Annotated in this window: 12 protein-coding genes; all 12 read left to right on the top strand. The window is 63.2% G+C overall.

Translation table 11 applies throughout. The features are described from left to right. Positions 1 to 193 precede the first annotated feature (193 nt). Positions 194 to 1,630: a sensor histidine kinase gene (locus ACUXAC_RS00205; protein WP_049200747.1), complete on the top strand. Its 1,437-nt coding sequence runs from the start codon at positions 194 to 196 to the stop codon at positions 1,628 to 1,630. Positions 1,631 to 1,633: 3 nt separating this feature from the next. Further along, positions 1,634 to 2,506: a two-component system QseEF-associated lipoprotein QseG gene (gene qseG, locus ACUXAC_RS00210; protein WP_060425036.1), complete on the top strand. Its 873-nt coding sequence runs from the start codon at positions 1,634 to 1,636 to the stop codon at positions 2,504 to 2,506. Next, positions 2,503 to 3,843: a two-component system response regulator GlrR gene (glrR, locus tag ACUXAC_RS00215; protein WP_025303931.1), complete on the top strand. Its 1,341-nt coding sequence runs from the start codon at positions 2,503 to 2,505 to the stop codon at positions 3,841 to 3,843. Before qseG ends, glrR begins: the two co-directional genes overlap by 4 nt. 130 nt (positions 3,844 to 3,973) lie before the next feature. Then, positions 3,974 to 5,596 carry an NAD+ synthase gene (locus ACUXAC_RS00220; RefSeq protein ID WP_025303930.1) on the top strand — a complete coding sequence of 541 codons (1,623 nt, stop codon included), beginning with the start codon at positions 3,974 to 3,976 and terminating at the stop codon, positions 5,594 to 5,596. 11 nt (positions 5,597 to 5,607) lie between these two features. After that, positions 5,608 to 5,946 carry a nitrogen regulatory protein P-II gene (gene glnB, locus ACUXAC_RS00225; protein WP_004847623.1) on the top strand — a complete coding sequence of 113 codons (339 nt, stop codon included), beginning with the start codon at positions 5,608 to 5,610 and terminating at the stop codon, positions 5,944 to 5,946. A 332-nt stretch (positions 5,947 to 6,278) separates the two neighbouring features. Then, positions 6,279 to 7,202, top strand: coding sequence for a LysR substrate-binding domain-containing protein (locus ACUXAC_RS00230; RefSeq protein ID WP_038874511.1), 924 nt, complete (start codon positions 6,279 to 6,281; stop codon positions 7,200 to 7,202). A 115-nt stretch (positions 7,203 to 7,317) separates the two neighbouring features. Beyond that, positions 7,318 to 8,781: a gamma-aminobutyraldehyde dehydrogenase gene (locus ACUXAC_RS00235; RefSeq protein ID WP_047730064.1), complete on the top strand. Its 1,464-nt coding sequence runs from the start codon at positions 7,318 to 7,320 to the stop codon at positions 8,779 to 8,781. 73 nt (positions 8,782 to 8,854) lie between these two features. Beyond that, complete coding sequence (gene ydcS / locus ACUXAC_RS00240) at positions 8,855 to 10,009, top strand: putative ABC transporter substrate-binding protein YdcS (protein ID WP_454266381.1); 1,155 nt, start codon at positions 8,855 to 8,857, stop codon at positions 10,007 to 10,009. Between the two features lie 53 nt (positions 10,010 to 10,062). Then, entirely contained in the window at positions 10,063 to 11,091 is a 1,029-nt protein-coding gene (locus tag ACUXAC_RS00245; protein WP_033651579.1) for an ABC transporter ATP-binding protein, read from the top strand. 1 nt (position 11,092) lies between these two features. Next, positions 11,093 to 12,037 carry an ABC transporter permease gene (locus ACUXAC_RS00250; protein WP_033644105.1) on the top strand — a complete coding sequence of 315 codons (945 nt, stop codon included), beginning with the start codon at positions 11,093 to 11,095 and terminating at the stop codon, positions 12,035 to 12,037. Next, the gene (locus ACUXAC_RS00255) at positions 12,027 to 12,833 is read left to right on the top strand and encodes an ABC transporter permease (protein WP_038874514.1); all 807 of its coding nucleotides are present in this window, start codon (positions 12,027 to 12,029) and stop codon (positions 12,831 to 12,833) included. The genes ACUXAC_RS00250 and ACUXAC_RS00255 overlap by 11 nt, the downstream gene beginning before the upstream one ends. Positions 12,834 to 12,868: 35 nt before the next feature. Next, the gene (patD, locus tag ACUXAC_RS00260; protein WP_015378788.1) at positions 12,869 to 14,293 is read left to right on the top strand and encodes an aminobutyraldehyde dehydrogenase; all 1,425 of its coding nucleotides are present in this window, start codon (positions 12,869 to 12,871) and stop codon (positions 14,291 to 14,293) included. The last annotated feature ends 58 nt before the right edge of the window (positions 14,294 to 14,351 follow it).

Below are 14,351 nucleotides of genomic sequence, written 5' to 3' on the forward strand. Positions count from 1 at the left end.
GCAGACGCTCTCCCCACACTCTTGCTTTCACACCGGTTGATGTTACCGAGGCCGCATGCCGTCGGCAGGCCAGGCCTATGGGCGCGGTTCACCGAACCCGCAGCTTTTTCCTTGTGCGTTCAGGATTCTCCCTTGCCGGGCTTTTCTCTTTCCGGCGAGTCAGTTAGCATCGTGACAGAGCTGAGAGAATGAGATGATTTCGTTGAAAAAATGGCGTTTATTCCCCCGTTCGCTGCGGCAATTGGTGCTGCTGGCGTTCCTGTTGGTGCTGTTGCCGCTGCTGGTGCTGGCCTATCAGGCCTACCAGAGTCTGGATCACCTCAGCGCGCAGGCGGCGGACATCAACCGCACCACGCTGGTGGACGCGCGGCGCAGCGAGGCGATGACCAGCGTGGCGCTGGAGATGGAGCGCAGCTATCGTCAGTACTGCGTGCTGGTCGATCCTACGCTGCAGAAGCTGTACCAGAACCAGCGCAAGCAGTATTCGCAGATGCTGGACGCCCACGCGCCGATCCTGCCGGACGAGCGCTACTACCAAACGCTGCGCCAGTTGCTGACCCAACTGGCGGCGATCAAATGCCATAACAGCGGGCCGGACCAAGAGGCTTCCGCCTTGCTCGAGTCGTTCTCCCGTTCCAACGCCGAAATGGTGCAGGCCACGCGCGCGGTGGTGTTTTCGCGCGGCCAGCAGCTGCAGCAGGCCATTGCCGAGCGCGGCCAGTTCTTCGGCTGGCAGGCGCTGCTGCTGTTCCTGGTCAGCGTGCTGCTGGTGGTGCTGTTCACCCGCATGATCATCGGGCCGGTCAAGGCCGTGGAGCGGATGATCAACCGCCTGGGGGAAGGGCGTGCGCTGGGCAGCACCGCGTCGTTCAAAGGGCCGCGCGAGCTGCGTTCGCTGGCGCAGCGCATCATCTGGCTGAGCGAGCGGCTGGCGTGGCTGGAGTCGCAGCGCCACGAGTTCTTGCGCCATATTTCACACGAGCTGAAAACGCCGTTGGCCAGCATGCGTGAAGGCACCGAACTGCTGGCCGACGAGGTGGCGGGACCGCTGACTTCCGATCAGAAAGAGGTGGTGGCGATCCTCGACAACAGCAGCCGCCATCTGCAGCAGCTGATCGAACAGCTGTTGGATTACAACCGCAAATTGGCCGATGGCCCGGCGGAACACGAGAACGTCGAGCTGCGCGAAATGGTCGATTTGGTGGTCGCCGCGCACAGTTTGCCGGCGCGGGCGAAGATGATTTCCACCGAAATTACGCTGGAGGCGGAAATCTGCTGGGCAGAGCCTACGCTATTAATGCGCGTGCTGGATAATCTCTACTCCAATGCGGTGCACTACGGCAAGGAATCCGGTAACATTTGGATCCGCAGCCGTCAGGTTGGACAACGGGTGCAAATCGACGTCGCCAATACCGGCACGCCGATCCCCGAGGCTGAAAGAGCCATGATTTTCGAGCCTTTTTTCCAGGGTAGTCACCAGCGAAAAGGGGCGGTAAAAGGAAGCGGACTGGGGTTGAGCATCGCTCAGGACTGTATCCGTCGCATGCGCGGTGAGCTGCAACTGGCGACGGTCGCCGGTGCAGACGTCTGCTTCCGCATTGAACTGCCGTTAACCGCCGAGAATGAATAAATAATGTACACATGGTCTAAACGCCTTCGTCTTGCACAGACCGAACGTTCACCGCGTGCCACGCACAGAGCGCCGCTCGGCAAACGCCCGATCAGCTGGTTGGGCGCCGTCTTCTTTATGCCGCTGTTGCTGGCGGGCTGCGTCGATCGCGCCGTCAGCGGTGGCTTGAACCCTCAGCAGCAAGAGGCGATCCCGGATACCAAGGTAATCGATTACCGCACCGCGGCTTGCGATACCCTGTGGCAGTTGGACGATAAGGACGCGCTGGCTAACTCGCTCTACTGGCTGCGCGCGATGGACTGCGCCGATCGCATCGGGTCGACCCAGGCGCGTGCGCTGGCGAAAACGGTGCCTGGCGACAGCTGGTCCGGCGTTTTCAAACAGAGCATCCTGCTGGGCAGCGCGCAGCCGACCTCCGGCGAACGCCGCCAAATCATCGACAGGATCAACAGCTACCGGATGGAGTTCCCCGGTTCACTGCGTCCGCTGACGCAGCTGTGGCGCCAGCAGCAATTGCTGCAGATCACGCTGTTCGATGAGAAAGCACGCTATCAGCATCTGCAGGAGAGCAGCGACAGTCAGATCGATTCGCTGCGCCAGAGCCAGGCGCGTCTGCAATCGCAGCTGCAGGACACCTCGCGCAAGCTGGAGAACCTGACCGATATCGAGCGCCAGCTCTCTTCGCGCAAGCAGCTGCAAGGGGAAATCCCGGACAACAGCGCAGGTTCGCAAAAGGGCGAAGCCGCCGGTAAAAACGGCGCGGCCGCCAAAGGGGCTGAATCGCAGGACGAACCGGAAAAAGGCACCGCGCTGCCGGTTGAACCGGAAGACACCTATACGCCGCACCCTGCCAATAAGGAGTCCCACGCGCAATGACCGCACGCAAACCGGCCAATTTGCTCTTGGTTGACGACGATCCCAGCCTGCTGAAGCTGCTGGGCATGCGTCTGACCAGCGAAGGTTTTCACGTCACCACCGCCGAAAGCGGCCAGGAAGCGCTGCGCCTGCTGGCGCGCGAACAGATCGATCTGGTGATCAGCGATCTGCGTATGGACGAGATGGACGGCATGGCGCTGTTCGCCGAGATCCAAAAGCATCAGCCGGGCATGCCGGTGATCATCCTCACCGCGCACGGTTCGATTCCCGATGCGGTGGCCGCCACCCAGCAGGGGGTGTTCAGCTTTCTCACCAAACCGGTGGATCGCGATGCGCTGTATAAGGCCATCGACGAAGCGCTCGCGCTGTCGGCCACCCCGGCCGGCGACGAGGCCTGGCGCGAAGACATCGTCACCCGCAGCCCGCTGATGCTGCGCCTGCTGGAGCAGGTGAAAATGGTGGCGCAGTCCGACGTCAGCGTCTTGATCAACGGCCAGAGCGGCACCGGTAAAGAGGTGGTGGCGCAGGCGATCCACGCCGCCAGCCCGCGCGCCGGCAAGGCGTTTATCGCCATCAACTGCGGTGCGCTGCCGGAGCAGCTGCTGGAGTCCGAACTGTTCGGCCACGCCAAGGGCGCCTTTACCGGCGCGGTCAGCAGCCGCGAAGGGCTGTTCCAGGCGGCGGCGGGCGGCACGCTGTTCCTCGACGAGATCGGCGATATGCCGCTGTCGCTGCAGGTGAAGTTGCTGCGCGTGCTGCAAGAGCGCAAGGTGCGGCCGCTGGGCAGCAACCGCGATCTGGACATTGACGTGCGCATCATCTCCGCCACCCACCGCGATCTGCAAAAGGCGATGGCGAAGAACGAGTTCCGCGAGGATCTCTACTACCGCCTCAACGTGGTGAACCTGAAGATCCCGGCGCTCAACGAACGCGCCGAAGATATCCCGCTGCTGGCCAACCACCTGTTGCGCGAGGCGGCTCAGCGGCACAAGCCGTTCGTGCGCAGCTTCTCGACCGACGCCATGAAGCGGCTGATGACCGCCAGCTGGCCGGGCAACGTGCGTCAGCTGGTCAACGTCATCGAGCAGTGCGTGGCGCTGACCTCGGCGCCGGTGATCAGCGAAGCGCTGGTGGAGCAGGCGCTGGAAGGGGAAAACACCGCGCTGCCGACCTTCGCCGAAGCGCGCAACCAGTTCGAGTTGCACTACCTGCGCAAGCTGCTGCAGATCACCAAGGGCAACGTGACCCAGGCCGCGCGCATGGCGGGCCGCAACCGCACCGAGTTTTACAAATTGCTGTCGCGCCACGAGCTGGACGCCAACGATTTTAAAGAATGACAGTTTGCCGCCGGCGCCTGCCACGCAGGTTCTCAACAAATCCGGCGGAATGATTTACACTCCGTTCTCTTTGCCGCGGCGCGCCCCGGCGTAGAGCACCATGGAACGTATTAAGCGGGATCGTACACAAATGAGCAGATCACTTTCCATCGCCCTGGCCCAGCTGAACCTGCTGGTCGGCGACATTGAAGGCAACACCGAACGCATGTTGCAAATCGTGCAGGAGCAGCAGAAGGCGGGAGCCGATCTGGTCATGTTCAGCGAACTGGCGCTGTCCGGCTACCCGCCGGAAGATCTGCTGTATCGCAATGACTTCTATCAGCGCTGCGACGCGCAGCTGCTGCGCCTGCAGCAAGCCTCCGCCGAGACGGCGATCCTGGTCGGCCACCCGTGGCGCGAAGGTGACAAGTTGTATAACGCGCTGTCGCTGTTTGCCGAAGGCCGCCTGCTGACCCGCTACTTCAAGCAGCAGCTGCCGAACTACGGCGTGTTCGATGAGAAGCGCTATTTCCACGCCGGCAACGACACCTGCGTGGTGGAGCTGAAAGGCTACCGTCTGGGTCTGCTGATTTGCGAAGATCTGTGGTTCCCTGAGCCGATCGACGCCGCCAAGGCGGCCGGCGCGGAAATTATCCTGTCGATCAACGCCTCGCCGTATAACCGCGAAAAGCCGTATATCCGCAAAACGCTGATGGCCGGCCACTGCCAGCGCACCCAGCTGCCGCTGGTGTACCTCAATCAGGTCGGCGGCCAGGATGAGCTGATCTTCGACGGCTGCTCCAAGGTATTTGACGCCGCCGGCACCATGACTCACCGTCTGGCGGCCTTCGACGAGCAGGTGACTCGTCTGGAATTCAACGAGCTGGCCGTGGTGCCGATGGCCGATCCGGCCGCTGAGCTGCCGCAGCTGGCGCAGGTATACCAGGCGCTGGTGTTGGCGGTGCGCGACTACGTGACCAAAAACGGCTTTAAAGGCGCGGTGCTGGGCCTGTCCGGCGGCATCGACTCGGCGCTGACGCTGGCGATCGCCGTGGATGCGCTGGGCAAAGACAAGGTGCAGGCGCTGATGATGCCGTTCCGCTATACCGCGGATATCAGCATCGCCGACGCCAAGGAAGAGGCGGAAATCCTCGGCGTGGAGTTCGATATCGTCTCCATCGAACCGATGTTCGACGCCTTTATGGGCCAGCTGTCGCCGATGTTCGCCGGCACCGAGCGCGACACCACCGAAGAAAACCTGCAGGCGCGTTGCCGCGGGGTGGTGCTGATGGCGCTGTCCAACAAACGCCGCAGCATCGTGCTGACCACCGGCAACAAGAGCGAAATGGCGGTGGGTTACGCCACGCTGTACGGCGATATGGCCGGCGGTTTCGACGTGCTGAAGGACGTGCCGAAAACGCTGGTGTTCAAGCTGTCCGAATACCGTAACACCGTCTCCTACGTGATCCCGCAGCGGGTGATCGATCGTCCGCCGTCCGCCGAGCTGGCGCCGGATCAGGTCGATCAGGACAGCCTGCCGCCGTACGATATCCTGGACGCGATCCTGGAAGGCTACGTTGAGCGCGACAAGTCGGTTGCCGATCTGGTGGCCGAAGGGTTCGACGAAGCGATCGTGCGCAAGGTGATCCGCCTGGTGGACATCAACGAATACAAGCGGCGTCAGGCCGCCGTCGGGCCGCGTATCACCGCCCGTAACTTCGGCAAAGACCGCCGCTACCCCATCACATCCGGTTTTGGCCGCAAAAATTGGTAAAAGGAAAGAAGATGAAAAAGATCGACGCGATTATCAAGCCGTTCAAACTGGATGACGTCCGCGAAGCGCTGGCCGAAGTGGGCATCACCGGTATGACGGTCACCGAAGTGAAAGGCTTCGGCCGCCAGAAGGGCCACACCGAGCTGTACCGCGGTGCCGAGTACATGGTCGACTTTCTGCCTAAGGTGAAGATCGAGATCGTGGTTGCCGACGACATCGTCGACACCTGCGTGGAAACCATCATGCAGACCGCGCAGACCGGCAAGATCGGCGACGGCAAAATCTTCGTCTTCGACGTGGCGCGCGTGGTGCGTATCCGTACCGGCGAGCAGGACGAAGAAGCGATCTGATCCTCCGCAGGGTCATCGGCCATCCAGGGCGCAGCGTGCTGCGCCCTTGTCATTTCTGCTCCCCGCGCATCATGCTTCTTCGCCTCGCCGTTTCCCCCCTTTTTGCCCGTCGGCATTCTAAAAAAGCGAACGCTATCGCGTTTTTGATACTTTTCCCGATCGCTTTTCTCGCGGGATCTACAATCAATCTAACTATCTTGATTGAGGTGATCCCCAATGAATTTCAAGTTGCGGCTAGGCGGCAAGGGCGTGCATCCCCAGGAGCTTACTCAAGTAAGTGACTGGGGTAAGCGCACGCAGACAACAACGCAGCGGCTTGAAAGGCGATAGGGATGATGACGTTACGCCAAATCCGCCACTTCATCGCGGTGGCGGAAACCGGGTCGATCTCCGCCGGCGCCCAGGCGGTGTTTGTCTCCCAGTCTTCGCTGACGCTGGCGATCCAGCAGTTGGAAACCGAGATTGGCGTGCGGCTGTTCGATCGCCACGCCAAGGGCATGACGCTGACCCATCAGGGGCATCAGTTCCTGCGCCAGTCGTATCTGATCCTGGCGACGGTGGACAACGCCAAGCGCAGCCTGCAGATCGGCACCGAAAGCCTGACCGGCAAGCTGACCGTCGGCGTTACCAGCCTGGTGGCTGGCTACTTCCTGGTGGAGCTGCTCACGCGCTTCAAATCGGCCTATCCCAACGTCACCGTGCAGGTGGTTGAAGACGAGCGCCCGTATATCGAGCATCTGCTGGTCAGCGGCGAGATCGACATCGGCGTGCTGATCCTGTCGAACATCGAAGACCGCGACGCGCTGCAGACCGAGGTGCTGATGCACTCGCCGTATCGCCTGTGGCTGCCGCCGCTGCACCCGCTGCTGGAGCACGAGAGCATCAGCCTGGCGGACGTGGCCAAACAGCCGCTGATCCAGCTCAACGCCGATGAAATGGACGTGCATGCGCGGCGCATCTGGTCGCGCGCCGGGCTGAAGCCGGAGATCGCCATGAAGACCGCCTCTACCGAGGCGGTGCGCAGCCTGGTGGCGGCGGGGATGGGGGTCTCCATCCAGCCGGATATGGCGTACCGCGCCTGGTCGCTCGAGGGCAACATGATCGAAGCGCGCAAGCTGGACGATCTGCTGGAGCCGCTGGATATCGGGCTGGCGTGGCGGCGCGGCAGCGCGCGGCCGGAGCTGGTGACGCCGTTCCTTACCATCGCGCGCGAGAACGGCAGCAAACATGCCGCCGGGCTTAAGCATTCGATTTAATCGAACGCGTCGTTCAGTATTTAGAATTTGTTGCCCGCCAGAGGCTCGCTTAGGCTGATTAAAACTAACTTATTCACATTTGGTTAACGTTTTTGTCACTTAGGGGCGTCAGGCGATGGCAGATGTGCAGGTTCTCTCAGGTTTGTCCTGTCAGCAGTTCATTAACGGTCAGTTGGTCGACGGCGAAGGCCAGCAGGAGTGCATCGTCAATCCGGCCAACGGCGAGACGCTAATCGCCCTGACCGAAGCCTCTTCGGCGCAGGTCGGCGGCGCGGTGAAAGCCGCGCAGCAGGCGTTCGGCCACTGGTCGCGCACCACGCCGGCCCAGCGCGCCGCTCTATTGCTGCGCATCGCCGACGCCATCGAGCGGCAGGCGCCGCAGCTGGCGCAGCTGGAAGCCCTCAACTGCGGTAAACCGCTGCATCAGGCGCTCAATGACGATCTGCCGGCGGCGGTCGACGTGTTCCGCTTCTTCGCCGGCGCGGTGCGCACGCAGCAAGGGCAGCTGGCCGGCGAGTATGTGCCGGGCCACACCTCGATGATCCGCCGCGATCCGATCGGCGTGGTGGCCTCGATCGCCCCCTGGAACTATCCGCTGATGATGGCGGCGTGGAAGATTGCGCCAGCGTTGGCGGCGGGCAATACCGTGGTGTTTAAACCCTCCGAACATACGCCGCTGACCATTCTGGCGCTGGTGCCGGCGCTGCAGGAGATCCTGCCGCCGGGCGTGCTGAATATCGTCTACGGCGGCGGGGAAGGGGTCGGCAGCCAGCTGGTGGGGCACCCGCAGGTGCGGCTGGTGTCGGTCACCGGCGATATCGTCACCGGGCAAAAAATTCTTCAGGCGGCGGCCAAAAGCGTCAAGCGCACCCACCTGGAACTGGGGGGCAAGGCGCCGGTGATCGTCTGCGACGATGCCGATCTCGACGAGGTGGTCAACGGCATCCGCACCTACGGCTATTACAACGCCGGCCAGGACTGCACCGCCGCCTGCCGCATCTACGCGCAGGCGGGCATCTATCCCAAGCTGGTGGACGCGCTGGGCGAGGCGGTTGCCAGCCTGCGCTTTGCCCGCAAGCGCGATCAGGACAACGAGATCGGCCCGTTGATAAGTAGCCGCCAGCGCGATCGCGTCGCCAGCTTCGTCGAGCGAGCGCTCAGCCAACCGCATATCGAATTGATCACCGGCGCCGCGGCCCACTCCGGGCCGGGGTTCTACTACCAGCCGACCCTGCTGGCGGGCTGCCTGCAAAGCGACGAAATCGTGCAGCGCGAGGTATTTGGCCCGGTGGTCAGCATCACGCGCTTCGAACACCTGGAGCAGGCGGTCGAGTGGGCCAACGACTCGGAATACGGGCTGGCTTCGTCGGTGTGGACGCAAAATATCGATCGGGCGCTGCACATCGCCGCCCATCTGCAGTACGGCAGCACCTGGATCAACACCCATTTCACCTTGGCGAGCGAGATGCCGCACGGCGGCCTGAAACGCTCCGGGTACGGCAAGGATCTGTCCAGCGATTCACTGCAGGATTACAGCGTTGTCAGGCACGTAATGGCGAAGTTCAAAGCCAGCTTCTAGCGGTTCTATAAAGCAAAATCAGGCGGCAGCCGTTCCCTGCCGCACACAGATACGCAACACAGGGGTAATTACGATGAGAAAAACTACCGCAGTCACCACCACCGTCTCCGCGCTCTGTCTCACCGTGCTGTGCGGCCTGGCCCAGGCGGCCGATCTGCCGCAGTCGCTGGGCAAAGGCGAAGGCCGGCTGGATATCATCGCCTGGCCTGGCTACATCGAACGCGGCCAGTCCGACAAAAACTACGACTGGGTCACCCAGTTTGAAAAGCAAACCGGCTGCGCGGTGAACGTGAAGACTGCCGCCACCTCCGATGAAATGGTCAGCCTGATGGCCAAGGGCGGCTACGATCTGGTGACCGCCTCCGGCGACGCCTCGCTGCGCCTGATCTTCGGCAAGCGGGTGCAGCCGATCAACACCGCGCTGATCCCTAACTGGAAGAACATCGATCCGCGCCTGCTGAACGGCGCCTGGTACACCGTGGACGGCAAAACCTACGGCACGCCGTACCAGTGGGGGCCGAACCTGCTGATATACAACACCAAAACCTTCCCGACGCCGCCGGACAGCTGGGCGGTGATCTTCCAGCAGCAGAACCTGCCGGACGGCAAGAGCAACCAGGGCCGGGTGCAGGCTTACGACGGCCCGATCTACATCGCCGACGCGGCGCTGTTCCTGAAGGCCACCCAGCCGCAGCTCGGCATCAGCGATCCTTATCAGCTCAACGAAGAGCAGTATCAGGCGGCGCTGAAGCTGCTGCGCAGCCAGCACGCGCTGATCCACCGCTACTGGCACGACACCTCGGTGCAGATGAGCGACTTTAAAAACGAAGGTGTGGTGGCCTCCAGCGCCTGGCCGTATCAGGCCAACGCCCTGAAGGGCGAGGGGCAGCCGATCGCCACCGTGTTCCCGAAAGAGGGCGTGACCGGCTGGGCGGACACCACCATGCTGCATGCCGATGCCAAGCACCCGAGCTGCGCCTACCAGTGGATGAACTGGTCGCTGGAGCCGAAGGTGCAGGGCGACGTGGCGGCCTGGTTCGGATCGGTGCCGGCTTCACCGGCGGGCTGCAAGGCCAGCGCGCTGTTGGGTGAGAAGGGCTGCGAAACCAACGGCTTCAACCAGTTCGACAAAATCGCCTTCTGGAAAACGCCGCAGGCGCAGGGCGGCAAGTTCGTGCCGTACAGCCGCTGGACCCAGGATTACATCGCCATCATGGGCGGCCGCTAAGCCGCGGGGCGCAGCCCGCTGCGCCCGAACTACATCAGTATGGAGCACAGAAAATGACCATTGCCGTGCAATTCATCGATGTTTCGCGGACTTTCGGCGATGTTCGCGCCGTGGATCGGGTATCCATCGACATTCAGGACGGAGAATTCTTCTCCATGCTCGGGCCGTCCGGCTCGGGCAAAACCACCTGCCTGCGCCTGATCGCCGGCTTTGAACAGCTCACTTCCGGCTCGATTCGCATCCACGGCCAGGAAGCCGCCAACCTGCCGCCGTATCAGCGCGACGTGAACACCGTGTTTCAGGATTACGCGCTGTTCCCGCACATGTCGGTGCTGGAAAACGTCGCCTACGGCCTGATGGTGAAGGGCGTCGCCAAACGCGAGCGGCTGGCGCGGGCGCAAGAGGCGCTGGAGAGCGTGGCGCTCGGTTTCGTTGCCGAACGCAAGCCTGCGCACCTGTCGGGCGGCCAGCGGCAGCGCGTGGCGTTGGCGCGCGCGCTGGTCAATCGGCCGCGGGTGCTGCTGCTGGACGAACCGCTCGGCGCGCTGGATCTCAAGCTGCGTGAGCAGATGCAGGGCGAGCTGAAGAAGCTGCAGCGCCAGCTGGGCATCACCTTTATCTTCGTCACCCACGATCAAAGCGAAGCGCTGTCGATGTCCGATCGGGTTGCGGTGTTCAATAACGGCCGCATCGAACAGGTGGATACGCCGCGCGAGCTTTACATGCGGCCGAAGACGCCGTTCGTCGCCGAGTTCGTCGGCACCTCCAACGTGGTGCGCAGCGAACTGGCGCAGCGCCTGCTCGGCGAAAGCCGAACCTTCTCGATCCGGCCGGAACACATCCGCCTGCTGGAGCACGGCGGCGCGGCGCAGGACGAGATCCAGGTGCAGGGCACGCTGCAGGAAATCCATTACCAGGGTGCGGCCACGCGGTATGAAATCGCGCTGAACGGCGGCGAAAAGCTGCTGGTCAGCCAGGCCAATCCGCAGTGGATCGCCGAAGGGCAACAGCGGCAGATCGGCCAGCCGATCGTCGCCTGCTGGCCGCGCGCGGCGATGGTACCGCTGCTGGAGGAGAGGTGAGATGGACATGAGCATCGATTCCCCCTCGGCGCGCGGCGGTACCGTGCGCGCGCTGTCGACCTGGCTTTATCGCCGGCCGACGCTGTATCTGCTTTTGCTGCTGGTGCCGCCGCTGCTGTGGTTCGGCGCGGTGTACCTCGGTTCACTGCTGACGCTGCTGTGGCAAGGGTTTTACACCTTCGACGATTTCACCATGGCGGTGACGCCGGATCTGACCTTCGCCAACCTGGCGGCGCTGTTCAACCCGGCCAACTACGACATCATCCTGCGCACGCTGACCATGGCAGTGCTGGTGTCGCTGGCCAGCGCGGCGCTGGCGTTCCCGATCGCCTATTACATGGCGCGCTACACCAGCGGCCGCGTCAAGGCGTTCTTTTACATCGCGGTGATGATGCCGATGTGGGCCAGCTATATCGTTAAAGCCTATGCCTGGACCCTGCTGCTGGCGAAGGACGGCGTGGCGCAGTGGTTCCTGCAGCACCTGGGGCTGGAGCCGCTGTTGGCTTCGCTGCTGACGGTGCCCGGCGTCGGCGGCAACACGCTGTCGACCTCGGGGCTGGGGCGTTTTCTGGTGTTCGTCTATATCTGGCTGCCGTTCATGATCCTGCCGATCCAGGCGGCGCTGGAGCGCCTGCCGCCCTCGCTGCTGCATGCCTCGGCGGATCTGGGCGCGCGACCGGCGCAGACCTTCCGCCACGTCATTTTGCCGCTGGCGGTACCGGGCATCGCCGCCGGATCGATCTTCACTTTCTCGCTGACGCTGGGCGACTTTATCGTGCCGCAGCTGGTGGGGCCGCCGGGCTATTTCATCGGCAGCATGGTGTACGCCCAGCAGGGTGCGATCGGCAATATGCCGATGGCCGCGGCCTTTACGCTGGTGCCGATCGTCCTGATCGCCATTTACCTTTCCATCGTCAAACGTCTGGGGGCTTTCGATGCACTCTGAACGCGCGCCCTTAGGGCTGAAGCTGGCCGCCTGGGGCGGACTGATCTTCCTGCATTTCCCGTTGGCGATCATCGCCATCTACGCCTTCAACACCGAGGATGCCGCCTTCAGCTTCCCGCCGAAGGGCTTCACACTGCACTGGTTCAACGTTGCCGCCGGGCGGCAGGACATCATCGATGCGGTGCTGCTGTCGGCGCAGATCGCCTGCCTGGCGACCGCCATCGCGCTGGTGCTCGGCACGCTGGCGGCGGCGGCGCTGTATCGGCGCGATTTCTTCGGCAAGGACAGCATTTCGCTGTTGCTGCTGCTGCCGATCGCGCTGCCGGGGATTGTCACCGGTCTGGCGCTGCTGGCCGCGTTCAAGGCGCTGAACATCGAGCCGGGCATCCTGACTATCGTCGTCGGCCATGCGACGTTCTGCGTGGTGATCGTGTTCAACAACGTCATCGCCCGGTTCCGCCGCACCTCGTACAGCCTGATCGAAGCGTCGATGGATCTCGGCGCCGACGGCTGGCAAACCTTCCGTTACGTGATCTTGCCGAACCTCGGCTCGGCGCTGCTGGCCGGGGGCATGCTGGCGTTCGCGCTGTCGTTCGATGAAATCATCGTGACCACCTTTACCGCCGGCCACGAGCGCACGCTGCCGCTGTGGCTGCTGAACCAGCTCGGTCGCCCGCGCGACGTGCCGATCACCAACGTGGTGGCGCTGTCGGTAATGCTGTTGACCATGCTGCCGATCCTCGGCGCTTACTACCTGACCAAAGGTGGGGAAAGCGTCGCCGGCAGCGGCAAATAATTTCCTTACCCGACCTCTGATAAAAGGATAACCCTATGCAAAGCCAACTGTTGATTGACGGCCAACTGGTGAATGGCCAGGGCGCGACCCAGCCGGTGTATAACCCGGCGACCGGCGAAGTGATTGCGCAGGTGGCGGAGGCCAGCCCGGAGCAGGTCGATCGCGCGGTGCTGGCGGCGGACGCCGCGTTCGCCGCCTGGGGGCAAACCACGCCGAAGGAGCGCGCCGAGCATCTGCTCAAGCTGGCGGATCTGATCGACGAGCATGCCGAGACTTTCGCCAGGCTGGAGTCGCTCAACTGCGGCAAACCTTATCACTGCGTGTTGAACGACGAACTGCCGGCGGTGGCCGACGTGTTTCGCTTCTTCGCCGGGGCCAGCCGCTGCCTGACCGGCATGGCGGCCGGCGAGTATCTGGCCGGGCATACCTCGATGATCCGCCGCGATCCGCTCGGCGTGGTGGCCTCGATCGCGCCGTGGAACTACCCGCTGATGATGGCTGCCTGGAAACTGGCGCCGGCGTTGGCGGCGGGCAACTGCGTGGTGATCAAGCCGTCGGAGCAGACGCCGCTGACCACTTTCAAACTGGCCGAACTGGCCGCCGGGCTGTTCCCGCCGGGCGTGCTCAACGTGCTGTTCGGCCGCGGCGCAAGCGTCGGCGATCGGCTGACCGGGCATGACAAGGTGCGCATGGTGTCGCTGACCGGCTCGATCGCCACCGGCGAGCACATCATCGCCCACACCGCCGCTGGCATTAAGCGCACCCATATGGAGCTGGGCGGTAAGGCGCCGGTGCTGGTGTTTGACGACGCCGATCTGCAGCAGGTGGTGGACGGCATTCGCGGCTTCGGTTTCTACAACGCCGGGCAGGATTGCACCGCCGCCTGCCGCATCTACGCGCAGAAAAGCATTTATCCCGAGCTGGTGAAGCGGCTGGGCGAGGCGGTGGCCAGCCTGAAGATCGGTGCGCCGGACGACGAGAGCACCGAGCTGGGGCCATTGATCACCGCCCAGCATCTGGAGCGGGTCGCCGGTTTTGTCGAGCGCGCCAAAGCGTTGCCGCACGTGCAGGTGGTGACCGGCGGCGAGAAGGTGAAAGGACCGGGTTACTACTTCCAGCCGACGCTGCTGGCCGGCGCGCGCCAGGAGGATGAGATCGTGCAGCGCGAGGTGTTCGGCCCGGTGGTGACGGTGACGCCGTTCGACGACGAAGAGCAGGTGCTGGCCTGGGCGAACGAATCCAACTACGGGCTGGCGTCGTCCGTGTGGACCCGCGACGTGGGCCGCGCGCATCGCTTAAGCGCCCGCCTGCAATACGGCTGCACCTGGGTGAACACCCACTTCATGTTGGTGAGTGAAATGCCGCACGGTGGCCAGAAACTGTCCGGCTACGGCAAGGACATGTCGATGTACGGATTGGAGGATTACACCGCCATTCGTCATGTGATGTTCAAACATTGATTTTACAATAATTATCCGCACAATAGCGCGGCCTTCGGGCCGGCCCCGGCCGGCCGAT

The organism is Serratia sp. 121840015-1 (genome assembly GCF_053627655.1).

Coding starts and splice junctions, on each gene's coding strand:
- ACUXAC_RS00205 (WP_049200747.1), top strand. CDS start 194: ATGATTTCGTTGAAAAAATGGCGTTTATTCCCCCGTTCGCTGCGGCAA.
- qseG (WP_060425036.1), top strand. CDS start 1,634: ATGTACACATGGTCTAAACGCCTTCGTCTTGCACAGACCGAACGTTCA.
- glrR (WP_025303931.1), top strand. CDS start 2,503: ATGACCGCACGCAAACCGGCCAATTTGCTCTTGGTTGACGACGATCCC.
- ACUXAC_RS00220 (WP_025303930.1), top strand. CDS start 3,974: ATGAGCAGATCACTTTCCATCGCCCTGGCCCAGCTGAACCTGCTGGTC.
- glnB (WP_004847623.1), top strand. CDS start 5,608: ATGAAAAAGATCGACGCGATTATCAAGCCGTTCAAACTGGATGACGTC.
- ACUXAC_RS00230 (WP_038874511.1), top strand. CDS start 6,279: ATGATGACGTTACGCCAAATCCGCCACTTCATCGCGGTGGCGGAAACC.
- ACUXAC_RS00235 (WP_047730064.1), top strand. CDS start 7,318: ATGGCAGATGTGCAGGTTCTCTCAGGTTTGTCCTGTCAGCAGTTCATT.
- ydcS (WP_454266381.1), top strand. CDS start 8,855: ATGAGAAAAACTACCGCAGTCACCACCACCGTCTCCGCGCTCTGTCTC.
- ACUXAC_RS00245 (WP_033651579.1), top strand. CDS start 10,063: ATGACCATTGCCGTGCAATTCATCGATGTTTCGCGGACTTTCGGCGAT.
- ACUXAC_RS00250 (WP_033644105.1), top strand. CDS start 11,093: ATGGACATGAGCATCGATTCCCCCTCGGCGCGCGGCGGTACCGTGCGC.
- ACUXAC_RS00255 (WP_038874514.1), top strand. CDS start 12,027: ATGCACTCTGAACGCGCGCCCTTAGGGCTGAAGCTGGCCGCCTGGGGC.
- patD (WP_015378788.1), top strand. CDS start 12,869: ATGCAAAGCCAACTGTTGATTGACGGCCAACTGGTGAATGGCCAGGGC.